This window comes from Amycolatopsis sp. lyj-109 (assembly GCF_046548995.1).
In the GTDB taxonomy this organism is placed as follows: domain Bacteria; phylum Actinomycetota; class Actinomycetes; order Mycobacteriales; family Pseudonocardiaceae; genus Amycolatopsis.
In genome coordinates, this window is the sequence record NZ_JAJPWR010000045.1 from 17,762 (window position 1) to 40,396 (window position 22,635).

Below are 22,635 nucleotides of genomic sequence, written 5' to 3' on the forward strand. Positions count from 1 at the left end.
GCCTCAGCCTGCCGACAGGTGCTGCAGGATCAGGTCGGTCAGCTCGCTGCGACCGACGTCGTTGCCCTGGGCGGCATAGAGGTTGACGTAGATCGCGTTCAGCAGCTGATCGGTGGCCAAGTCGCCGTGCTGGGCGCGGCTGAGGAATCGTTCGACGATGTCGGCGCTGGTCGCCGCGGTGTCGGAACCGAGATGGGCCTCCACGATCCGAGCCAGCCGGTCCGCGCCCGGCGGGGCGAGGGCAAGCCTGACACAGCGGCGCAGAAAGGCCGGCGGGAACTCGCGCTCACCGTTGCTGGTGATCACGATGACGGGGAAAGCGCGGCACCGGACCAGGCCGTCGTGCACGTCCACCCAATCTCGTTCGATGGTCTGCACACGAGCCGTGCGAGCGGCCAGCCTGGACAGTTCAGGAATCTCGAACTCGCCCTCCTCGAGAAGGATGAGCAGGTCGTTCGGGAGGTCGATGTCTCCCTTGTCGAGCTCGTCGATCAACAACACCCGGGGCTTCTCGTACGGCAGCACAGCCGTTCCGAGGGGGCCTAGCCGCAGGTAGTTCCCGATGTCGGCGGGCTCAGTCCTGGACAGAGAGGCGTCCTCGACCCGTCGGATGGCGTCGTACTGGTACAGGCCGTGCAGTAGCGTGCTCCGGCTCGTGATCGACCAGCGCAGAACCGGCCCGAGCCCGAGTTCGTGTGCTATCGCGTAGGCCAGCGTGGACTTTCCGGTACCTGGTTTGCCGGTCACCAGCAGTGGCCGCCGCAGCAGGAGCGCCGAGTTGATCAACTGGACCTCCTCCGGATCACCGCGGTAGGTGGTCGCCCTGGTGACACCCAGCCGGCGGTGCTCCTCGTCGTCGGCGATCTCGGGCGGCCGCAGGGCTGGGCCGCCGGCAAAGGCTCGCCAAGGCGGCGGTGGAGGCAACCGCGTGATCCCGTCGTGGGGTTCACCGGTACCCCGGTAGATCGGCCAACTTGTCACCGCGTGCTCCTTGCCGGGTCGGCGAATCGGATTGGTGGCTCTGGCCAGCGCGCCGGGTCGTCCCACAGCAGCACCACGCCGTCCGCTTCGGCGCCGCCGGTCAGTCGCAGGGTGTGCACCGCGACGGGCAGGTCGGCGATCGGCACAGAACCGATCCGGTCCACGACGGTCTGCTGAAACTTGGGGCAGTCGCAACTCTGTGCGCCGGATCGGCATCCGGTGCGGCGCCAGATCATCACTCCGACGCCCGCGCGGAGGCCGATGCCCAGGACATCCCGGCCGGGCGCGGCGGTCGGCGGCTGAGTGAACGCCACGGCGGCACTTTGGGACCCACCGAAGAACCGGGCCCCGAACTCGTCGAGGTCGGGTCGTTGATGGCCGTCGACCCAGGTGATGGGCAGCGAGCCGTGCTGGTCCGAGTGCGCACTGAGCTGCTGCCAGCCGGAACGCCACCGGTGGTGCAGCCGCGGATGCCGCAGCCTGTGCAGATCTCGCAACACCACCGGGTGCAGCCAACCGAGCCGGTCGGCCCAATGCGCCTCCTCGCCAACCGGCCAGTCTTCGACGGCTTCGCCGTACAACTCGGTGGGCAGAATGAACTCCACCAGGATCTCGTCCACGGCGCCGCCGTACTGGTGCGAGGCGAGTTCGTCCAGCGCGCCGGCCAGCACCGTGCGCAGTTCATCGCGGGCCCGCCCGGTGGAGACCGCCTCCGCGCTCTGGTGCAGGACGTCCACCTGGTCCGGCCCGTAGTAGCACCAGACCGTCAGCAGATAGTGCTCAGCCTGCCGGGCAGGCAGCAAGCGGACGATCACGGACAACGGTCCCTTCGCGGTCGCGTCGTGCGAGGTCATTCTGGGGACACCCATGCGTGCCGAGAGTCGCTCGGTGAGGTCCGCGAGCCCGGCGGTATCGGTGAACCTGGCCAAACGGCCGAGCAGGAGCTCACAACAGACGAGCACCGGGTGCTGGGTGCCCGGCGCGCCCAGCAGGAACTCCTCGAGCTGGTCGAACAGGTCGAGGTAGTCGCCGAACCGCGCAGGCTCAGGCTCCGGGCGGGTTCCGGTTGCCAGCTCCACGGCTTCGCAGTAGAGGCTGTTCAGCGTTGCGGTGTCCGGTGCAGGAAGTGCTGTGAGTAGCTGGTGGAGCCTCTTTCGCTCGTCCTTGCGCAGGATCCGGTCGCGCTCGCCGATGAACGGGTCCTTGAAGAGTGCGACCACTTCCTGCCGGACGAGTCGGCGCAAGACGTCACCGGACTGAGCGGGCAGGAACGGTCCGGGCTGTTCGCCGCCGATGACGTGGAACCCCGCGTGTTGCCACTGCGGGGTCAGCCTGGTGCCGGTGATCTTGCCGACGATGTCGGCGATATCCAGGAACTCGCGGCCGTAGCCGGGCCGGTCCACGTCGTCCACGGCGCGTTCAAAGGCCTGGGTGAAAGCGCAGGATTTCGCCCGTTCTTTCGGTCTGGTGGCGGTGACCAGGCATACGCCGCTCGGTGGGGAGCTCCACGGGCGCGATCCGAGCGTCCGCATCGCGTCCACCGCCATCTGCTCCGCGCCGTGGCCGGCGTGGCAGGTGTCGAGGATGACCAGAAGGTTCCCGGTCTTGGTTCCAGCGAGCAGCCATCTCGCTAGCTCGTGGGCTGGAATCCCACGCTCGTGCGCGTCTGCAGGGTTCGCGTCGTGGGGCAACAGCAGGAAGTCCTGTCCGTCGACCTCGCCGTGCCCGGTGTAGTAGAAGACGACGATGTCCTGTTCAGTGCACTGGGCGAAGAAGCGGCGGATGGCGAGTTTCAGCTGCTCGCCGGTCATGTTCGGCCGGAACCCTTCGGCAATGGTGTAGCCAAAACGTGCGAAGAGGCGAGTGACCCGGTCCACTTCGGCGTCGAGTTCCAGCCGGTTCTCCTCCGGCATGAGCACGTGCTGCGATGTGCCGGTGGCGATCAGAAACCGCCTCCCGCCTTCGTCGACGGCGCCGGAGCTCATCCAGGCGCCACCGTCTCGCCGAGGCCGTCGGCGATGGCCCGGCCCACAGCAGCGGAGGTGAGGTAACGCGTCATGTCGTGTGCCCTGGCACCGTTGTGCACCAGCACGTTGCTAACCGCGGGTCCAAACAACGGACGCAGGTCCTTGACCAGCGCCACGACGTCGCCGGCATCCACAATGTTCACCCACGAACGAACCGGTCCCGGCCACAGGCCGGGAGTCGGCAAGAGCTTGTCGTAGATCAGGTTCCGGATGCCCAGCGGCGAGCCCAACGTAACGAAAGCCTGCAGGGGCCAGCCGGGGTTCGCGCACAACGCCTCGTAGGCAACAACCGACCCCATCGAGTGTCCGACGAGTACACGAGTGTTTTCGTCGATCTCACGGTGCACCCGCGCCACAGCGGCTTGCCGGAGCGCTGGTTCGCGAAAGTACCGGTTCATCTGCTTTAAGTCACCGATCAGAGCCCGGTCTGTCAATCCTCGGAAGAAGGCCGAGCCACTCAAAGCGTTGAGCGCTGCTTGCACGGTCTTCGGAGTTCTCGCCAGCGTCCTTTCATCGGGCGGCGGCACCTCGGGATCGGTCCGGGCAGCCTCGTGCCACCATCGAACCAGAATGTCGGTCTCGAAACCCTCGTCGAGATCGCCCTCGTCAAAAGCCGGAGAGTAGTCACCGAGCATCCGCTCGACCGGACGAAACAGATCGCCGTAGAAGGCACAGGCGACATCCCTGGCCGCAATGTCCGAGTACCCGGCTCGTGCCATGCCGTCCAAGAGCGCGGGAACATCGACCGAGGCAAGCATCGACTCGCCGACGTACTGTTGACCGACTCCGTGCACCAGGACTACCCGGGTCACCACATCACCGCCTCATCACACCGACACACTGATATCGACGGACCGCGACCGAACATAACGCGCAGCGGCCGGAATCAAGCCCGGCTCGGCTCGTCGTGCCCCGTTCGGGCTAGTGGACTGTCGGGTACCGATCTGAGCGGATGCTCAGTTCACCCGCCTGAACCGCCGATGGCTGCGGCCGTCCTCGCCGAAGCACAGCCGTGCCCGACGCCGCCCCGCCATCGTCGATCGCGCGCGGGCCTGGTGCTTTGGAAGCCGGAAATGCTCCTCGAACGAGCTGGGTGTTCGACCTCCTGGTCAACATTCCGGAACTCGTTCGACGACTGCGATGATCTTGTAACGCATGCGTTTCGCTGCGCGACTAATCGGCGGCCGAGGCTGGCGCTGGAAAGACGAGGTTGACGATGGATCCGTCCGCGATCATCGCTGCGGCCCTGGCCGGCGGCGCCGCCGCCGAAGCGGCGGACACCGCAACAGCTGCGGTCGTGGATGCCTACCGCAGCCTTCGCTCGGCACTGCAGAAACGCCTGCCGAACGAGTATCGGCAGCTCTTCGACGAGATCGAGGCTGATCCCGACAAAGCAGACATCCTGATTCATCAGGTGCTTCGCGCCGAACGCGTCCAGGTCGACGATGAGCTGTACCGGCGAGCAAGAGATCTCCTCGGCAACCTTTCCGACTCAGACGCTGGCCCGGGCAAGTACAACGTCGTTGTCCACGATTCGAAAGGTGTCCAGATCGGCGACCACAACATGCAAATGAACACCTTCTCCATCGGCGAGGACTGGCACCGATGACGAGGGCCCTGGGCTGGCCGGATCCGCTTCGCCAGCCTGTCCAGTTGGAGGATTCGATGTTGCAGTCAGCCGAGAAGGCCGGCGCGGATCACCCGGACACCCTGAAGCTGCGGGCGCAGTCAGCGTTCTCCCGTGCACAGCGTGGCGCGGCACACGACGCGGTAGAGACCCTGGAGGCGGTCGTCGACCGGCAGGTCAACCGGCTCGGTCCGGAGGACAAGGACGCGCTGGCCACGATGAACCTGCTGGCTCACTGCCGAGGCCAAGCCGGAGATCTGTCCGGAGCCGTAGTGGACTTCGACAACTTGGCTCTCGAGTGCGCCCGGATCTTCGGGCCGGACCATCCCGACACCTTCTTCGTCAGGCATAATCTCGCCGTGTGGCGTGGCTTGGCCGGTAATCCGCGCGGGGCTGTCCTGGACCTGACAGAACTCTCGCGGGACCAGAAGCGGGTGCTCGGCGAAAACCACCCTGACACACTCGGAACGCGGGCGGCGCTGGCACACTGGGTGGGCGAAACCGGCGATCGGCGACGCGCGATCACCGCCTACGAGGAAGTCCTCTCGGCTTACGCTCGCACGTTCGGCATCCGCCATCCAGTTGCCATGACGGTGCGCAACAATCTGGCGAACTTGCTGGGCCAGAACGGCGGCGTGGCCGATGCCGTCGCGACCCTGCGAGCCGTGCTCCGGGACCGGCGGCAGGTGCTCGGCGCCGATCACCCCGACACCCTGGCGACGCGCAACAACCTGGCGCACTGCGCCGGCCTCGCCGGCCACGTGAGCCAAGCGGTCCGCGAACTGGAGCAGCTCGTCATCGACTACACGAGAGTGCTTGGCGAAGCCCATCCCGACACCCGGGGCGCCGTTGCCAACCTCAAATACTGGCGATTGCGCGAGAACGGCAAGTGATGACGGAGCCGAGTGCGCTTCCTGACGGATTGACTGGCACGCCCACCATTCGCAATGTGTTCATGAGCGGAGCGATCGAGAACGTCGCGAAAGCCGACCCTGGCAACATCCAGGAAGTCGCTGCGTCGCAGCTGGCGCTGAGCAACAGCTACTACCAAAGCGTGCTCAGCCAAGCGCGGTCGAGCTTCCTGGCCGCCATCACGTCCGCGGCAGCCGGCCTAATGTTCTTCATAGCATCCCTCGTTTTTGCAATGATCAACCGCAGCTCGGACGCTGCCTATCTCAGCGCACTAGCCGGCGGGATCGTCGAGGTGATTTCGGGCTTGAACTTCTGGTTGTTCGGCCGGACCTCCGCCCAGCTCGACGCTTTCCATGTGCGCCTGGAGAAAACCCAGCGCTATCTGCTTGCCAACAGCGTGAGCACCAGCCTTCCTGAGGAGGCCAGGACCGAGGTGGTGGCCAGCCTGGTGCAATCGATGGTCCAGCAGGCCGCCACGCAGACGCCGTCGCCGTCCGAGCGGTGATGCTCGCCGGCCGGGCGCACGAGGCCCTGCCGCTAGCCGACCGGCTCCCGGAGCTCGGCCGCCGCGCTGGTGGGTCGCCGGGCGACCTGCTCATGCTGCGGAGCCAGCGCGCCCAGGCTCTCGTCAACGCCGGTCGCTTCGAGGAAGCGGAACGGCTGCTTCGCCGGGTCGGCAAGGACCGCGCGCACTGGCACATCTGCGAGGTGCTGCACAACATCGCCTTCCTGGCGGAGCTGAAACTCGAAAGGTTCGCGGACGCGCTCCGGCACTCCGAGGCCATCATTACGAGCATGGCCGAACGGGGCGCATCCGAGGTGGAGCTCGCGCGGGAGCTGCTGAATTCCGCGGTCGCCCGCCGTGACGCCGGCAACCTCGCCCTAAGCAGGGTGGTGATCCACCGCGCAGCAGATGTTCGAGGCCGCCGAGGACGTGGAGGGGCTGGTCGCGGTCCGGGTCCTGGTGCGACCGGCTCGCCGGGACCGAGCACTTCGCCTTCACCGACTACGGCGCCCACTACCTCGCCGCACCGGCCGAGTTGCTGATCGCGCGGGGTCGCGGGTCCGAACGCGGCGACCGGCGCTCCCGCTGCGCTGCTCGCCTACGTCCTCCCGGCGGCCTCGCCCGGCACGATGGGCATGGTGCCCGACCGCCTCGCCGGCTGGTGGCTGGCGTCGGTCGTGGGCACCGCGGCCGTCCTGCTGCTGTCGCCCTGATCTCCCGCCACCGCCCTGCGGGACACAGCGTCCCGGTCGGCCGGCACCCTCGCCGGCTACCTGGACGCGGCCTTGCACGGGGACCCGGACGTGCAGGCGGCCAAAGAGGCGGCCGTCGAGGCCAAGCACCGACTGATCGACGAGTTCACCGCGACGCCGTACCGCCCCACCGGGCTGGCCGCCGAAGACCAGGTCCTCGACAGCCTGGTGGGACTGCTCGAATGGTGCTGTTCGGTCATCGCCGACACCCTCGGCGAATACCCGGACCTGAGCCGGGCACCCGAGGTCGAACGGGAACTCCTCGCCGAGACCATCGCGTGCCTGCGAGCGATCGCCGGTCTGCCGGTCGACCGGGCCGGCGCTTCGACACCGACGAGCTGGACCGCAAGATCCAGGCGAGCGTGGCGTGGCTGCGCGGCATGGGCTCCGGCGATCCCGGATACGTCGACGCCGTGCACCTGTCCTTCCACGCCCGGACCGCCGCTTTCGCCGCCCACGCAGCGGCGGTCGAAGCCCGCGCCGCGACGCCCGGAAGCCGGCAAAACGCTTTCCCGGCAGCCTCTCCCTGACGTCGCTCACCCGGGTCGCGTCACCCCAGACGAGCCTGCGGTCGGTGTGGTTCGTCAACAGCCTTCGCGGCGCGGTGGCCCTGAGCGCCGCGGTCGTGGTCGCCGCGCGAGCGGCGTCGAGCACGGCTTTTGGGTGGTACTGGGGACGTTGTCCGTGTTGCGCGGCAACGCGGCGGCGACCGGGTCGACCGCGTTGCGCGCGCTGGCCGGCACCGTGCTGGGCGTCGTCGTCGGCGCGTTGCTGCTGCTGGTCATCGGCACCAGCACGCCGGCGCTGTGGATCGCCCTCCCGCTCGCAGTGCTGGTCGCCTCCTACGCGCCGGGCGCCCTGCCGTTCACGGTCGGCCAGGCCGCCTTCACCGTGACGGTGGTCGTGCTGTTAAACCTGCTCGCCCCGGCCGGGTGGCGGATCGGGGTCGTGCGGATCGAAGACGTCGCGATCGGCTGCGCGGTGTGCCTGGCGGGCGCGCTGTTCTGGCCCCGCGGCGCCCGGGCCGTCGTCGCCGACGACCTCGCCGACGCGTTCCGCACCGGCGGCGCGTATCTCGCGACGGCGGCGCACTGGGCGCTCGGCCTCCGCCACGACCCGCCAGCCCCGGCCGCGGCAACCGCCGCCGGGGCCCGGCTCGACGACGCGCTGCGCGGGTTCCTCGGCGAGCAGGGCGCCAAGCACGTCCCCAAGCCTCTCCTGTGGCGGCTGGTCACCGGCACCGTCCGCGCCCGGCTTACCGCGCACTCGCTGGCCGGGCTCCCGAACCCCCACGTCGAACCCGACCCGTTCCGCCGGCTCCTCGGCGAGCAGGCGGGCCAGCTCGCCGCCTGGTACGACCACCTGGCGTCCCGCCTCGACCGCACCGACCACGGCGACGTGCCGATGCTGGCCCCGCCCGCGTTTCCGGAGCTCCTCGAGCAGCCGGGCGCCTCGGTGCGCGACCTCGCCTGCGCGTTGTGGGTCCACGAGCACATCAAGCACATCGCCGCCCGCCTCGCCGAACTCGTCGAGCCCGCCGGCGTGGTGGCGGCCCAGCGCCACCGTCCGTGGTGGCGGTAAGGACGTAGAGGTTCTCCTCTCCGAGCCGGTGCACGACGTCGTACTCCGGTTCGTGCCGTCGGCAGCCGTGACTTGCCGAGCGGTCCGGGCGGCCCAGAAGGAGGTGGACACCGTCGCATGGCTGTTCATGCCGTCCGGAACAGGGCGGAGGAGTTACCAGGCCTCGGCCAGTTCGGTCAGCATCATGTCGAGAGCGCCGATGGCGAGAGACAGGTGGCCTTCGCCGTCGAGAAGGTGGGCTGTGGCACCCGGGATGTGACGGGCCAGCCATTCGCCGTGTCGGAAGGGAACGAATAGGTCTTCGGTGCCGTGCCAGATGAAGGTGGGGACGGCTATGTCGGTCACGGAAAATCCCCACGAGCTTACGAAGGCCAGGTCGTCGTCCACCCAGCCATCGACGCCTGGGTGCAGACCTTCGGCGTAGTTAGCGGCCAGGTCCGCGGCGTACTCGCCGGTTAGGACTGCGCGGTCAACGTCCGGGAGCAGAGTGCGCCATTCCTGCATGATCGCCGCACTGTCGTTAGCGCCAAGGCCGCGGGCTTGGGATTCCAGTGCCGGGCGAAGTTCGGGCTCACCGCATAAGGCTCGGCCGAACAGCTCAATGTTCAGTTCACCCATTCCGTCGAGAAAGTCCAGACCGGCCACGCCACACGGGGCGAGCCCGGCAATCACGAGTGCGCCAGCCACTCGCTCGGGCAACAGTGCGGCGGTGGCCAGGCAATGTGGGCCACCTCCGGATCGGCCAGCGACGAGGCAACGTGGTGCGCCGAGGTGATCGAGGATTGCGGAGATATCCGACGCGACATCGGCGATCGTGCGGTCGGGCAATCTACTGGACTGACCGTAACCGGCGCGCGAATACCGCACCAAGCGGAGGCCATGCTCGTGCACCGTGTGCTGGAAACCGGTGAACCGGCGTACGGATCCGGGTGTGCCGTGGTGGAAGATCACGGGTAGCCCCGAAGGCGGCCCGGTGATCTCGATGTGCAACGTCCGGCCGTCCGGCAGTGCAATGTAGGTCATGCCTGCATTGTCAGTGCCGCCGTGTCGCGGAGCAACGCATCGATCCGGTCCAGTTCGCAGCACGGACGGCCGCGGACCTGCAGTCCGTTACGCACTGAGAGACTACGTACGAGCGAGGACGAGATGTTCGTGCGCGCCGACATCGCGGGAGTTCCCGATTCGGCAATGACGAACATGCATAGCGACCCGTGATGCACTTCGATCCGGTGGTCCAACTTAAAGAGTGCGACGCACCGATCGAGCGGCGGCTCGAACCAGGTGCCGCATGGTTCAATCGTGCAGTGGCGTCGACCGAAATCCTGTCGTACACCTCGGTAAGTGCGACCTTGCGTCCTCCGCGAGTCGTTATCGTCGTTGACGGCGGCCAGCATTGGAGCTACTGGGTGCGTCGTGCTCTGTATCGCGCGGACCGGGCCTGGGGTGGTGCTGGCTTCGCAGTCGTACCGCACCGTGGTGGTCAGGGCCGCCTGGCTGGCCTCGATCGCCCTGTCGAGATCTGCCACACTCCCGACGGCCGGGCCTCCTGCCAGGCACCGACTCACGCACCGCAAGCCAGCGTTCAAGATGGTCCGGTGCGGAAGGCACCGCCAGGAGGCCGTCAGAGTCGGTGATCCCCTCATGGCTGGTGTCCATTCACCGGGTAGTCATCGGCGCCCTGGGCTTTCGCGTTCCTTGATGAGCGTCAGCAACCGAAGACATTCGTCCGTGCTGGTGAGCCGCTCAATGATGTGTCGGTAGAACAGTGAGTCGGCTAAGACGCCGACGCGGCCGATCGTGCGGTGCTCATGGAGCCAGTGGTCGAGGACGGCCCAGGCCTGCTCCTCGGACAAGCGGCTCAGGTGTGGCACTGCGTACTTCCAAAGGCGTGCGCGCTCGTAAGTCTGGCCGAACAGCCGGTGGACCTCGGCAATCCACTCCGGGAGAAGTTCCGTGGGAAGTATCGAGAGAATCTCGATTAGGGCGTCGTTGCGAAGGGCGGCAGGATCCGTCCCATCGATTCTCCGCAAGGTACTCCAGCACTGGCTGAACTCGCCGCATGCGGCCCAGCCCACGGCGATTCCGGTGACTACCCATGCTCGCAGCGTGCCGCTATTGACTCTGGGTCCGTCCTGCGGGCTCCGCTTCTGCATGGTGTCGAAGGCTGCGAGCTGCTTAGGGTCTAGGAAGGGTGTGAGAGCGAGCATCTGGCGCGCCCAGTCGTCGAGGTCGCCGGGCATCGTGCTGCCGGATTCTCGCGAGGGGATCCCGTCGACATATCCCCCCTCGAAGAGCTGCCCTGCCACGCGCGGGCGTGCCCAGGGGGCGACTAATCGGGCGACGATGGGGGTCCACGGACTGAACCCGCGGACCAGCCAGGGACTGTCATTCGGGGCCCAGCATGGCGCGCGGGTCGTCCGGGTTTGGGCTCGCACCGCGTCGATTGCGGAAGAAATCTCGGCTATCACAATTTCACGGCTATCGCCCGCAGACAGGTGGGTGCCCGCGCAGAGCAGGATGAGAGCCTCCCACGGATCGGTCCGTGACCTGGCGGACGCCACTAGGGGACCGACATGGTTGCCGGTGATCGACGCTGCAATAGTGACAACCGCGTCGGCCAGGTCATTGCCGTTGAGATCTGTTGTAGCCGCGAGACACGCCGTCACTTCGTCCTTGTCGAGGACTGCGGTCCAGATCGGCAGCCGCGTCGCTCCGCCATCTGGGTAGTTCGCCAAGTAGGTATCCCTCCACCAGGCCGGGATAGCCAGCTCCTTGCCGGCATCTTCGTTGCTGGGCTGGGGTAGGTGCTCCCGCAGTTGCGCAAGGCCGTATTCAGTCACCGCGTCCGCCGGGTCCGAGTAGACGTGGTTGAGAATTTCGGCGGCCTCGCGCCGGCCAAAGGATGCTCGTCGTGCGATGAGGGACCTTCGATACCACTCGTTCGAGGTCCCCTGCCGGAGCGCGGCTTCGGTCTGCTGCTGGGAAAGGTAGGGAACCAGCTGGCGGCCGAGCCAGGCGGGATTCTCCGCCTGTTGCACGAGCTCGAACAATCGATCGCCCTCACCAGCCGCCACTACGGCCGGGACGACTGGGAGCACGAGGTTGAAATCTCTTACGAGGCTGTCCATGTCGTTGCTTGGTGCGCCGAAGAACTGTTCGGCGGTGGATCGGCGTAGCTCGCCGTCAAGGAGCGGTAGCAGCTGACCGAGAGCACAGATCCGCTTGGCACCAGTCATCCGGTTGCGGACTGCGTCGAGAGCGGAGGGCGCCGTCTGTGGGGTCACTGCAGCCAACAGCCCGTCGAAGTTGACGCCAGGGGCGACGCCCAAGCCGTCGCCGTAATGCAGCGCGGACAGGAGGATCGATGCGCACAGCTCCTCGTTGAGCCAGGGCGCCACCGCGACGAACGGTCGCTCGGCGAGGAGAGGACGGTCGTCCGCGTGGTGGCACGAGTAGAACGGGGCGTCGGTACTACTTGCTCCGAGCACGCCAAGCAGGATTCCAAGAGGGTCGTGATCGTCCTTAAGACCAGTCCTTGTATAGGAGCTGGACGTGGGCCGTGTGGGCAGCGTCGGCGCCGCCGCCTCGGCGATCGGCCAGAGGCGTTCCGCCGTCTCGAGGGAGACCGCGCGTGTCAGCTTGGCGACTGCATAGCAGCACGTCATACCCGAGCGTTTGAGCTCGGCGAAGGCGGTGCCGAGGGCTGCTCCGGCGCGGTCGTCGGGCAGCTGCGGTATGAGTTCGGCCAACACCCATACTGCTACGAACCCCCGGTATTTCTCGGTGTGGGGGAGTTTGGTGGCGGCGTTGACGGCTTCGACAACGTACCCGAGATCGAGGAGGTGATTTGCCCACGCCGCGACGACGATCGCCTTCTCCTCTGGGTAGATCGTCTCGACTGCCGCGTCGACGAGTGGTTCTAGAAGTGGCAGATCCGTGGCCGGGACTCTGGGTGTGAGCGCTGCGACGCCGTACGCCCGGGTCGAAGACTTGTCATCGGTGTGCTTCGCGGCGTAGTGGAGTGCGCGAGTCGGCTTCCATAGTCCGTAGCGGACGAACTCGGCGGCAAGCTCACAGCTCATCAGGTTGTTCAACGATCGCTCCTCGGCGGCACGCTCCGCAGCGCAAATGACCCGCTCCGGGACGTACCGTGGGGGGTCGCCACGGTTGCGCCGCCGTTCGTCGGCGCGGCGCGCCTGGGCTGCGATTAAGTCGACGTCACGGCGAAACCCTTCGAGGTCAACGGATATCGTGCTTTGGACCCGCCGCCAGTACTGCGCCGCAACGTCGAGTGCGGCCGAGTGTGGCTCGTCGGTGGCCGCGAGATGCTCGGCAAGGTGGCGGAGCATGTAGCCCGGAACGGCAGCCGGATTGAGCGTATCTGCTCGCAGGCTGGCCAGGACTTCGACGCACCAGTCGACGAAGACTTGCCGGTATTCGTCGATGGCGCCGGTGCGCGATAGGCGGCCACGCAGCATCTCGGTGATCGCTGGATGGGCGATGATGATCGTGTCGCCGGCAGTACTAGGCAGGACGAAACGGCGAATGGCCTCGATTGCCTTGTCCAGTCGGACCCCGTCGAAACGTTCATGAACGCGGCCGGTGAGCAGGCGCAGTTCCGACCGTGACAAAGGCCCTTCCGCACAGACCAGGAGCCGTAGGACGCGCTCCGCGTCGTCAGCACGGCCGGTGGCCTCCCACAGGCGGATTTGCCCGGACCACCACTGGTCGAAATACCCGTCGAGGCCCGGTGGGGATGTGTGGAGTGTCGCCGCCCAGTCCTCGAGCCTTTGATCGGGCTGTTCCTGCAGATCCTGAAGGTGCAGGCTGACGGTCACGGGATCACCAGCGGTGAGGGTCCATAGCTGGTCGGCGGCGGACAACAGTATGTCCGCTGGCTCGCTGGGACGGATCTGTGTGATCAGATCTGCCATCGTCGAGGACGTAAGCCGTGTCAGGCTGGTGACGGCGTCTTCGCTGAGGCCTAGCTGTGTGGCCCAATCGGCGCCTGTCGGCAGGTCGTGGGTAAAGCGTGCCGAGAGCACGATGCGGACGCCCCGACCTGGGTTGGTTGGGAGGAACCGGGGCCGGGGCGTCCACCCGCCAGCTTCGTCGAGGGCGTCGAGTACGACGACAACCGTGCGCCCAGGCGGCGCTGATCGTTCAAGTAGCGCCCGGGCGCTCTGGCGGGCGTCGGTCGTGGAGGCCATGCTGTCGGTGACCTCGCCGTAGACTTGAGCGAGTCGGTGATTGAGCGCTAACAGCACGTTGCGCTCGTCGGTTAGTTCGAAGCGGATGCTGACGGGCACGAAGACGATGTTGGTGGCGCGGCGCCTCACGATGCTCAGCATCCATCGAGTGAGGACGGTACTTTTGCCGATGCCCGCCGGGCCGGAGATTAGGAGATAGGGCGAGCCGTCGGGGTCTTCGAGCCAGCGGGTGAGTCGGTCGAGTTCCGCGGACCGCCCGCCGAACGGCAGCTCGCCTCCGGGCCCGTGCAACTGCACTTCGAGAAAGTCCTTGATCGTACGATGAGATGGAGCTGTGAGGTCGCCTGCCAGGTCGGCCTCTGGTTGTGACGGCCGAAGGTGTTGCCATCGTGCGGTGATGTCGGAGGCACGAGTGGCGTAGACGACGCCGCCGACTGCCCGCTCCGTATCGTCGTCCTCTTGTATCCATCGGAGGACCCCGACGACGACGGGGCCAGCGGGCGTACGGACGAGGACGGGCGATCCGCTGAACCCTCGCGGGCGTAGTCCTGCGGCGACCTGCTTCGACTCCAGCCGGAGGACGCTGGCTTCGTGCCCGATGCTGGCCGAAGCCTGATCCACTCGTCCGATGAGTGTCTGGGGGGCGACCATCGATGGATTGTCGAATGGCCAGCCGATCACCTCGACCGCGACGCCGCGGCCAGCGTCCACGTTGCGCCCGAGAACGAGTGGTGGCAGGTTCGGCGGAAGCGGGGCGTGATCCAGGATGCCTAGCAGCGCGAGGTCGACGTCTTCGGCCGGCTGGAGCAGCTTCGCTCGAACCGACACTCCAGGAGCGAACCGAACCTTGGGGTTGACCCGTTTTGACGGACAGGGCCGTTGAGGTGGTCAGGCTACCCGGTGGGTGGCTTCGTAGGTGTTGGGGCTGAGGTAGCCGAGGCTCGAGTGCAGCCGGCGGGTGTTGTACCAACCTTCGATGTAGCCGAAGATCGCCTTGCGCGCGGCAACCCGGGTCGGCCAACCGCGCCTGTCGATCAGTTCCGCTTTGATGGTAGCGAAAAACGATTCGGCGACGGCATTATCCCAGCACTGTCCTTTACGTCCCACCGACAAACGCACGCTGAGGTTGTCGGCGAGAGCACCAAATTGGGCAGACGTATATTGGCAGCCACGATCGGAGTGGAAGATCACCCCGGGATCCGGTCGGCGCTGGACGACGGCGTTGTTCAGCGCCTCAGCGATGAGGTCGGTACGCAGGTGATCGGCGGTGGCCCAGCCGACGACGCGGCGGGAGCCGAGGTCGATCACGGTGGCCAGGTACAGCCAGCCCTCCCAGGTGTGGATGTAGGTGATGTCGCCGCACCAGCGGGTGTTGATATCGGTTGTGCTGCAGGAGAAATCCCGCTTGATCAGGTCCGCTGGAGTACTCGCAGCGGGATCGGGGACGGTGGTGGTGCGCCACCGCTTCGGGGCCCGTCCGGCGCGGCCGGCGGCGCGCAGGAGCCGGGCGACACGCTTGCGGGAATGCCGGTGTCCGCGGTGGCGCAGTGCGGCGTGCAGCCGAGGGGTTCCGTAGGTGCCGTTCGATTCGTCGTGGATCGCGACGATCTCCTCGGTCAGTTCCGCGTCCTGCCTTGCTCGGGCAGACGGTTCGGCGGTGCGGTGGGCGTAGTAGGCGGCTCGGGAGACCTTTAACAGGGTGCACGCACGCTTGACGTTGCCGCCCTCGGCAGCGTTCTCCGCCTCGATGAACGGGTACACGTTCACCGGATCTCCTTCGCGAAGAAAGCTGTCGCTCGTTTGAGGATCTCCACGTCCTCGGACAAGCGGCGGTTCTCCCGCCGCAACCGGGCCAGCTCGTCCCGTTCGTCGCTGGTCAGACCGTCGGTTCGGGTTCCCGCGTCCAGTTCGGCCTGGGTGACCCACTGTCGGACGGCGGTCTCGGTCAGGTCGAAGTCCTTCGCGATCTGCCCTACCGAGCGGTCGCCGCGCTGGCACAGCTCGACGATCTCAGCTTTGAACTCCCGCGTGAACGAACGTCGAGGTCGAGGCTTCTTCTTGCCCATGGTGTCCATGATGAGGGACATCCTTCCGGAGGCTCACGCCCCCTGATCTCAGATGTCCGTCAAAACGGGTCACGCCCACCTGGATCGCGCCGGCGGAGGCGTGTGGGGGGTCGTCCAGATCGTTAACACAGTGCCAGCAGGTCAGCATGAGATCCGGACTTACCGCGAATGCCGTGCCTCGTCGACTGCCGTCGACTAGGACCTGGCCGATCGCGCCCAACGTCATGCTCGAAGCTGCATCATCCATCGGGTTGCCGCTCGGTCCAGGTGACCGCGACCTTGAACGCTGCTGCCGTCTTTCCCTGGCAGACGACAACACCCGTCTGCGCCTCCAGGCTTAGGCCGAATTCCACAACGACCTGCGACATGCGCCACCGGTCTGTGCGCTCTTCGGCCAGCTTGCTCTCGAGTGAAGCGCGTAGTCTGGTCGCGACGGCCGCGATTGACGTCCCCAGTTCGTCGACCCGAGCAGTGAAACGCTCGACAACATCCCGGGCCCCAATGTCCCCCAAGCGGGATGGATCGGGTCGCACCTCGATACGGACGAATTCCAACGCCCCGGGGTTGTCCGAGATGATCGACTCGTCGGACCTCCTGCGTGGGGTTGATGTCTCGTCCGTCTGCAGGTCGTCCGAGTCGTGAGACGCACGTGCCAGGGTTGCGCGGTAGTTCTCCGGATCGGACATGTCGACCACAGGAACCCCCTCGTTCTCTCTGGTTCGACTAAAGAAGTCGTCACGATCTTCGCAAGTGTTACTAGATCGGACACAGCCCTAACCGCTGCGATCAGGCTAAGGGTCAGTTCAGAATGAGTTTGCGGAGGCAGATCAGGGAGAAGGCCAGGCTGAGGATGGCTTGGTGGACGTCGGCTCGTCGTTCGGTGCGGATGCGCAAGCGGCGGAAGTTCTTGAGCCAGGCGAAGGTGCGTTCCACCGGCCAGCGGACGTTGCCCTGTGGGGTTCCAGAAGTCGGTTCGCGGATCTGACCTGCGGTGGTGGGCGCGTTCAAGGGCAGAGCATGATCGCCAGCCATGGCGCTGCGTTGCTCTGCCTGATCTTCCTCCGGCTGGTGAGCCTGCTGGTGTTGCTTGGGCGCTCGTCGGCGTCGGAGGACGTCGAGCTGCTCGTGTTACGCCACGAGGTGGCCGTGCTGCGCCGAGGCAACCCGAAACCTCGCCCGAACTGGGCTGACCGGGCTGTTCTCGCCGCGCTGGTTCGGCTGCTGCCCACCGGGCTGCGGGCACACCGGCTGGTCACCCCGGGCACGATCCTGCGCTGGCACCGGCGCCTGGTCGCCGGGAAGTGGACCCACCCATACCGAGCCGGCCGTCCGCCCGTCGACGAGGCGCTCACCGGGTTGATCGAACGGATGGCCAGGGAGAATCACCACTGGGGGTGCAAGAGGATTCAGGGTGAGCTGGTCAAGCTTGGTCACCGGGTCGGTTCCTCGACGATCCGGCGGATCCTGAAGCGTGCGCGGATACCACCCGCGCCGGACCGGCAGAACGGCACGACCTGGCGGCAGTTCTTGCGCACGCAGGCGGCGACGGTGCTGGCGTGCGACTTCTTCCACGTTGACTGCGCGTTCACCCTGAAGCGGATCTACGTGTTCTTCGTGCTGGAGGTCGGCAGCCGCTACGTCCACATCCTGGGCACGACCACGAATCCGGACGGCGGGTGGACTACGCAGCAGATCCGCAACCTGGTGATGGATCTCGGCGGTCGAGTCGGCGAGTTCAGGTTTCTTGTCCGCGATCGGGCTGGTCAGTTCGCGGCCTCGTTCGACACTGTCCTGGCCGACGTCGGCGTCGAGACGGTAAAGATCCCTCCGCGCTGCCCGCGGGCGAACTGCTACGCCGAGCGGTTCGTGCTCACAGTCAGGACCGAGCTCACCGATCGCATGTTGATCGTGAGCGAGCGGCATCTGCGCGCCGCGCTCGCCGAGTACCTCCGGCACTACAACGGTCGACGGCCGCACCGGTCCCGCGAGCTTCGCCCACCCCGGCCCGACCTATCCCGTGGCGAACCTCGGCTCTCAGCAGATCAAGCGACAGCGACTCCTCGGAGGCCTGATCAGCGAGTACGAACGGGCCGCGTAAAGCTACTGGTCAGGGCCGGTGACTGACTTTTGGAACCCACAGGGTAACAGCGGCGGGCCCGGCCCACCGGGTCCAGCCTGTCGCCTGGTACTCAGATTGGTTCCGGTCACGTAGTTACCGACCATAAGCCGTAGCAACAGGCGATCGTCACGCGACTTTCAACTCATGACAGACCTTGTCTTGGCCATGGTGGGGCTCCGGGATGCCGCCCCAGCCCGCGAGCCACGTTCAGCTTGCTCGCGAGCAAAGAAAAGCGCCGCCCGATGGACGGCGCCTTCCCGAAGGACACGATTACATAACTACGTCGGTGTGGCCTGTCCCGAGCGGGACTACCAGGGACCGTCTCGCAGTCTTCAGCGAGGAGTGTACCCGAGACGATGATGGCAAATCAACCGGGCGGCTCCGTCCTGGCCATACTCGGCAGCCCGCGGATGGCGGTCTACCTCGCGGCCTGCCGGTATGATCCCGACGCCGCTCTCGACCTGTACGCCTGGAACTCGCTGGCCAGTGCCAGCTTCTGGGAAACTATGAGTCACCTTGAGGTCGCGTTGCGTAACACTATGGCGACGCGACTCGAACACGAGCACCAGCGAAAGAAGCGCACCGGCTCCTGGCTCGATGATCATCACTACATCTTGGACCGGCAGGCGCGTGAAGACATCAAGAAAGCACGCCGACGCGTGGAGAACAAACACAAGACGCCTAGTGATGGACAGACCATCACCGAGCTGTCATTCGGCTTCTGGCGGTTCCTGCTCGCCAACCAGTACCAGACGTCGCTGTGGCCGAGCCTTGCCCGCGGGTTCCCGTATGCCCCGGATAAGCGGCTTTCGACCGTCGCGGGGCCGGTCTCGCGTCTTCACGACTTCCGTAACCGGATCGCACACCATGAGCCGATCTGGAACAAGGAGTTGCGCGACCGCATGCACGACGCCTACCAGCTGCTGACCTATATCGACCCCGACCTCCACTCGTGGGTAACCAAACGTTGCCGCATCCCTCCGGTCCTTCAGACTTGCCCTATTGTCAGGCCTTACCCCTGAGTCGTCCCCCAGTCAGGTGCAAGAGGGGTGCTCAATAGCGCAAGATCCAATCGCCTCTCTGTGCTGATCACGGTGGGTTACTCAGAGGGGCGCCACGACGCTTGACCGAAGGGGCAAGCTACCCGCCCCTCCAGCGGAACTAGGCCCAAAGCCGTTCAGTTAGGCCGGTGGTTGGGTTGTCAAGGTTGCTTGTATTTCGATGGTGATCGTGGCGGGGTGGCTGGGGCCGCGGTGGCGGTTTTTGGCGCTGCTGGTGACGTATTTGGAGATTGCGCGTTTGACGACTCGCGGGTTGGTCCGTACTCGTCGGGCGGGCAGCAGCTGGTCCAGGATGTGATGGCCGATGGTCCCGACCAGGTCGATCACGGTGTCGGCGATGACGCCTGCGGCGGCGATGAGCTGGTCGCGGGCGGCGTGGCGGGCGACGGTGAAGCTGCCGCGGTCGGGATCGATATCGGCGTGGTTGAGGGTGGTGTCGCTGATCGCGATCCGCAGCGCCTGATACGTGATCAGGAGGGCGTAGATCTCCTGCGTGACCCCGGCCGGGGTGCGTGAGCGCAGGACCCGCCCGCCCATGCTGGTGGCTTTGAGCTCGGCGAACGCGGTCTCGATCTCCCATCGTTGGTGGTAGAGCTCGACGATCTCGACCGCAGGCACGGCCGCGTCGAGCACGGTGGTGACCAGCCGGTAGGTCTCGGTCCGGGCGCTGACGCTGGTGGTGATGGTGACCTGGGCGGTGATCACCCGGACCTCGACCCGGCCGATGCGGGAGACGAACGACCCGTCGGGCAGGGCCCGGCAGACCGGGAGCCGGCGGTGGTTCTTGACCCGCACGAGCAGGTCGGCGCCGGTCGCGGTCAGTGCGGTGATCCAGGCTGCGGCGGCGAAGTTCCGGTCGGCCAGCACGATGATCCCGGTCCGGGTGGAGCGCAGCAGCTGGTGGGCGTAACCGATCTCGCCGGTGCGGTCGGTGCCGAACACCGCGTCGATGATCGTGCGGGTGCCGCAGGCGATGAGCGCCAGGACCCGGACCATCGGATACCCGGTGCCGCCGTTGCCGCTGCCGCTGCCGCCTTTGCTGAACCGGGTGAGGTTTGCCGGGGTGTCCGGGCAGCACAGGATGGTGCCGTCGACCGCGGTGACCAGCCTGCCCCGCCAGAACACCCCCGGGGCGGCCTGCGCGGGCGGTGCCGACCTGCACGCAGCCGGTCTCTGCGCCGCGCAGCAGGTCGAACAACGCCCGCAGCGGCCCCGGACCCACCCGGACCCGCGCGGCGGCCAACGCGCTCGGGCTCGGTGTGGCCACGGTGAGTTTGTCCAGGCCTGCGCACAGCCGTGTCCAGACTTGTGACAGGCCGACCTCGGTGAACAACCCGGCTGCGAGCAGGAGATACACCACGACTCGCGAGGGCAGTATTCGTAGTCGTTGCTGCATCCCGCGAGTCTCGGCCAGTGCGGCGTCGACCATTTCGAAGGGCACGATCTGGGTCAGCTCGCCGAGATGGCCGGGGGCGAAGCACCCGCCTGCGACAGTGACGACACGGGTGATGACAGAATTCGTGGTCAGCGGAGCTCCTGGTGAAGAGGCTGTCTTGGAGGACGACCTCTCCTACCGGAGCTCCGCGCCTATTTCCGGCACCAACACGCCGACAACATCCTTGACCAGCAAACCAACCCGCTAACTGAACGGCTTTGGAACTAGGCCCGTATGCCGATACCAGCGCTTGTTGCCGCACGCCGGCGAGCTGGACGGCTCTTGCCGTCACGTCGGGTGACGCTGCTTGCTTGGCGGCGGTGAGTGATCGGTTGGGCAGGTGAACAGTTCTCGCACGGTCTTTCGCAGTGATCGGCGACCATGGGGTGCTGGCCAGTTACACGAGTCGCTGTCGGTCGCCGAGCTGGGCGCGCTTTGCGGTTGCTCGGCCGGTTCCTCGGTATGCACTTCTTCAACCCCGTGCCGGCTTCGAAGCTGGTCGAGGTGATGTACGCCGCGAGATCGCCGAAGAGGTGATGGGCCGCGTCCGGGACCTCAGCAAGGCCGAGTCGCCGTCCGCGACTTGCCGGGCTTCGCTGCCGGCCGCCTCGGCATCCTGCTGGGGGGTGGAGGCGATCCGGATGCTGGAAGAGGGAGTCGCCGGCGCGGAGGCGATCGACAATGCGATCGAGCTGGGTTACCGGCACTCGGTGGGTCTGTTGCGCTCCACCGACCTCGTCGGCTTGGACGTGTGGCTGGTCTTCGCCGAGTACCTGCACCACACGCTCGGGAAGCGGTTCGCGTTGCTGCAGCTGCTGCGCAGCAAGGTGGCCGCGGGCGAGCTGGGTCGCAAGACCGGCCGCGGCTTCTACGCCTGGGAGTAGACCGGCTGCCATGTGGCCGGGCCGGGTGAGGGCAAACTGGCCCCTCTCGTCGGCCGGGACGCCGTTTGCGGGTGTGAGGCAGCGACGAAATGGCTTAGCGATTACGGCGCGAACGGCGTAGCCTGTGTACCGCTGGTCGGGGCAGCCCTCCTTAGAAGCCGTTGCAGAAAGAGAACGTCGATGCGTCTGCTGTCCGCCCACATTACAAAATTCAAGAGCGTCACCGATTCGGGTGAATTCACCCTGAACGGTGATGTCACCGCCCTCGTTGGGAAGAACGAGTCCGGCAAGACCGCCGTGCTCGAGGCGTTGTACCGCGTGGACCCGCTCTCCAGCGGGCACCCGACCAACTTCAACGAACTGCGGGACTACCCGCGTCGTTACCGTTCCCGGGACAAGGCCGCGATCACCTCGGCGAAGCCGGTGACCGTGACCTTCCAACTCGAGCAGGCGGACATCGATGCGGTTACCCAGGACTTTGGTGCCGACGCGCTTCGCGCCGACGTTGTCACCGTCGGCCGCAAGTACGACGCCAAGTGGTTCTACTGGGAATCGGCCATCTCGAACCCGCTTGGCGCCGCGCGCCACCTGGTCACCAAGGCGGGCCTTGACGTCAGCCGTTACGCCGACGCCACGACCGTCGAGCAATTGATCGCGGCACTTCGCGCGGACAGCGAAGCGGAAGCTGCTGTCCAACTAGCCAATGACCTTGCCGAGCGCGACCTCGGGGCTGACATCCGAAAGGTTCTGCGGTCCAGAATTCCCGACTTCCAGTACTTCGACGAGTACAGCGTGCTGCCGGGGGAGGTGTCAATTACTCGGCTGCAGACCATCGACGAGGCAGAGTTGGGACCGCAGGAGCGCACGGCGCTGTCCCTGCTGAAGCTGGCCGGCGTCGAGTCTGCGGAGTTCACCGCGGACTCCTACGAGAGCCGCAAGGCCGCGCTGGAGGCGGCGGCCAACGAGCTCACCGACCAGCTCTTCGACTACTGGACCCAAAACCCGAGCCTCTCGGTCGAGCTCGACATCGAGTTCCGGTCCAAGCCCAACCCGCAGAACCCGTCGGTTCCGCTTCCCGATCCGTGGCTGCACATCCGCATCAAGAACGCGAAGCACCGCGTGACCTTGGGGATGGAGGGCCGGTCGAAAGGCTTCATCTGGTTCTTCTCGTTCCTCGCGGCCTTCTCCGAGTACACCAGCGGCACCGGCCGACGGCGGATCATCCTGCTCGACGAGCCAGGGCTGAACCTGCACGCCAAGGCTCAGGCCGACCTGCTGCGCTACATCGAGGAACGGCTCGCGCCACACCACCAGGTCGTGTACAGCACGCACTCCCTGTTCATGATCCGGGTCTGCCCAGAGTTTGGTTGACACCGGAGCTGACTGTTTTCAGGCCGCAGCTGCGGTCGTGTAGATGGTCTCAAACTCGACCGGGGTGAGCTTGCCCAGGGTGCGTTGGCGGCGTTTGCGGTGGT

18 protein-coding genes and 3 pseudogenes are annotated in these 22,635 nt (G+C 66.4%); 8 read left to right on the forward strand and 13 right to left on the reverse strand.

Annotated features, from left to right (window positions below; translation table 11 throughout):
• Positions 1 to 3 precede the first annotated feature (3 nt).
• Genes ACLJQF_RS47275 through ACLJQF_RS47285 form a run of 3 tightly spaced genes read right to left on the reverse strand, consistent with a single transcriptional unit; the run spans position 4 to position 3,820 of the window.
• Entirely contained in the window at positions 4 to 1,047 is a 1,044-nt protein-coding gene (locus ACLJQF_RS47275; RefSeq protein ID WP_410617116.1) for an AAA family ATPase, read from the reverse strand.
• The gene (locus tag ACLJQF_RS47280) at positions 978 to 2,966 is read right to left on the reverse strand and encodes a caspase family protein (RefSeq protein ID WP_410617118.1); all 1,989 of its coding nucleotides are present in this window, start codon (positions 2,964 to 2,966) and stop codon (positions 978 to 980) included. The genes ACLJQF_RS47275 and ACLJQF_RS47280 overlap by 70 nt, the downstream gene beginning before the upstream one ends.
• Complete coding sequence (locus ACLJQF_RS47285) at positions 2,963 to 3,820, reverse strand: hypothetical protein (protein WP_410617120.1); 858 nt, start codon at positions 3,818 to 3,820, stop codon at positions 2,963 to 2,965. Before ACLJQF_RS47285 ends, ACLJQF_RS47280 begins: the two co-directional genes overlap by 4 nt.
• 404 nt (positions 3,821 to 4,224) lie before the next feature.
• Here ACLJQF_RS47285 and ACLJQF_RS47290 point away from each other — a divergent pair, with 404 nt between their 5' ends.
• The 3 genes from ACLJQF_RS47290 to ACLJQF_RS47300 all read left to right on the forward strand — a co-directional run bounded on the left by ACLJQF_RS47290 (position 4,225) and on the right by ACLJQF_RS47300 (position 6,052).
• Complete coding sequence (locus tag ACLJQF_RS47290; RefSeq protein WP_410617121.1) at positions 4,225 to 4,617, forward strand: RIP homotypic interaction motif-containing protein; 393 nt, start codon at positions 4,225 to 4,227, stop codon at positions 4,615 to 4,617.
• The gene (locus ACLJQF_RS47295) at positions 4,614 to 5,528 is read left to right on the forward strand and encodes a tetratricopeptide repeat protein (RefSeq protein ID WP_410617122.1); all 915 of its coding nucleotides are present in this window, start codon (positions 4,614 to 4,616) and stop codon (positions 5,526 to 5,528) included. Before ACLJQF_RS47290 ends, ACLJQF_RS47295 begins: the two co-directional genes overlap by 4 nt.
• Positions 5,529 to 5,590: 62 nt before the next feature.
• Positions 5,591 to 6,052 carry a TRADD-N-associated membrane domain-containing protein gene (locus ACLJQF_RS47300; RefSeq protein WP_410617124.1) on the forward strand — a complete coding sequence of 154 codons (462 nt, stop codon included), beginning with the start codon at positions 5,591 to 5,593 and terminating at the stop codon, positions 6,050 to 6,052.
• A 32-nt stretch (positions 6,053 to 6,084) separates the two neighbouring features.
• On the opposite strand, the gene ACLJQF_RS47305 is transcribed toward ACLJQF_RS47300, so the two are convergent.
• Complete coding sequence (locus ACLJQF_RS47305; protein WP_410617125.1) at positions 6,085 to 6,240, reverse strand: hypothetical protein; 156 nt, start codon at positions 6,238 to 6,240, stop codon at positions 6,085 to 6,087.
• A 615-nt stretch (positions 6,241 to 6,855) separates the two neighbouring features.
• Between ACLJQF_RS47305 and ACLJQF_RS47310 the strand changes: the two genes are divergently transcribed.
• A complete protein-coding gene (locus tag ACLJQF_RS47310) occupies positions 6,856 to 8,385 on the forward strand; it encodes an FUSC family protein (RefSeq protein ID WP_410617126.1) in 1,530 nt (509 codons plus the stop codon).
• A 153-nt stretch (positions 8,386 to 8,538) separates the two neighbouring features.
• Here the strand turns inward: ACLJQF_RS47310 and ACLJQF_RS47315 are convergent, their stop codons facing one another.
• From ACLJQF_RS47315 to ACLJQF_RS47345, 7 genes and pseudogenes are all read right to left on the reverse strand, one after another.
• Positions 8,539 to 9,408 (reverse strand): alpha/beta fold hydrolase, encoded by an 870-nt coding sequence (locus ACLJQF_RS47315; RefSeq protein ID WP_410617127.1) that lies wholly within the window; start codon positions 9,406 to 9,408, stop codon positions 8,539 to 8,541.
• A complete protein-coding gene (locus ACLJQF_RS47320; RefSeq protein WP_410617128.1) occupies positions 9,405 to 9,911 on the reverse strand; it encodes a hypothetical protein in 507 nt (168 codons plus the stop codon). The genes ACLJQF_RS47315 and ACLJQF_RS47320 overlap by 4 nt, the downstream gene beginning before the upstream one ends.
• Positions 9,912 to 10,052: 141 nt before the next feature.
• Entirely contained in the window at positions 10,053 to 14,423 is a 4,371-nt protein-coding gene (locus ACLJQF_RS47325; RefSeq protein WP_410617129.1) for an ATP-binding protein, read from the reverse strand.
• Positions 14,424 to 14,483: 60 nt separating this feature from the next.
• A complete protein-coding gene (locus ACLJQF_RS47330) occupies positions 14,484 to 15,362 on the reverse strand; it encodes an IS3 family transposase (protein ID WP_410617131.1) in 879 nt (292 codons plus the stop codon).
• Positions 15,359 to 15,682: a transposase gene (locus ACLJQF_RS47335; RefSeq protein ID WP_410617132.1), complete on the reverse strand. Its 324-nt coding sequence runs from the start codon at positions 15,680 to 15,682 to the stop codon at positions 15,359 to 15,361. Before ACLJQF_RS47335 ends, ACLJQF_RS47330 begins: the two co-directional genes overlap by 4 nt.
• A gap of 218 nt (positions 15,683 to 15,900) precedes the next feature.
• A complete protein-coding gene (locus tag ACLJQF_RS47340; protein WP_410617134.1) occupies positions 15,901 to 16,347 on the reverse strand; it encodes a CU044_2847 family protein in 447 nt (148 codons plus the stop codon).
• Positions 16,348 to 16,459: 112 nt separating this feature from the next.
• Positions 16,460 to 16,612: pseudogene (locus ACLJQF_RS47345) on the reverse strand (transposase); the annotation flags it as partial.
• Positions 16,613 to 16,678: 66 nt separating this feature from the next.
• Between ACLJQF_RS47345 and ACLJQF_RS47350 the strand changes: the two are divergent.
• Together ACLJQF_RS47350 and ACLJQF_RS47355 are read left to right on the forward strand one after the other, a co-directional pair.
• Positions 16,679 to 17,785: an integrase core domain-containing protein gene (locus ACLJQF_RS47350; RefSeq protein ID WP_410617135.1), complete on the forward strand. Its 1,107-nt coding sequence runs from the start codon at positions 16,679 to 16,681 to the stop codon at positions 17,783 to 17,785.
• Between the two features lie 405 nt (positions 17,786 to 18,190).
• Positions 18,191 to 18,802, forward strand: a complete 612-nt coding sequence (locus tag ACLJQF_RS47355) for an Abi family protein (RefSeq protein ID WP_410617136.1) — start codon at positions 18,191 to 18,193, stop codon at positions 18,800 to 18,802.
• Between the two features lie 159 nt (positions 18,803 to 18,961).
• On the opposite strand, the gene ACLJQF_RS47360 is transcribed toward ACLJQF_RS47355, so the two are convergent.
• Both ACLJQF_RS47360 and ACLJQF_RS47365 read right to left on the reverse strand, forming a co-directional pair.
• The gene (locus ACLJQF_RS47360; protein WP_410617137.1) at positions 18,962 to 19,966 is read right to left on the reverse strand and encodes an IS4 family transposase; all 1,005 of its coding nucleotides are present in this window, start codon (positions 19,964 to 19,966) and stop codon (positions 18,962 to 18,964) included.
• Positions 19,967 to 20,090: 124 nt separating this feature from the next.
• Positions 20,091 to 20,270, reverse strand: a pseudogene (locus tag ACLJQF_RS47365) (transposase domain-containing protein); the annotation flags it as partial.
• A 353-nt stretch (positions 20,271 to 20,623) separates the two neighbouring features.
• Here ACLJQF_RS47365 and ACLJQF_RS47370 point away from each other — a divergent pair.
• Positions 20,624 to 21,160: pseudogene (locus tag ACLJQF_RS47370) on the forward strand (3-hydroxyacyl-CoA dehydrogenase family protein); the annotation flags it as partial.
• A 180-nt stretch (positions 21,161 to 21,340) separates the two neighbouring features.
• Complete coding sequence (locus tag ACLJQF_RS47375) at positions 21,341 to 22,531, forward strand: ATP-dependent nuclease (RefSeq protein ID WP_410617138.1); 1,191 nt, start codon at positions 21,341 to 21,343, stop codon at positions 22,529 to 22,531.
• Positions 22,532 to 22,635 lie beyond the last annotated feature (104 nt).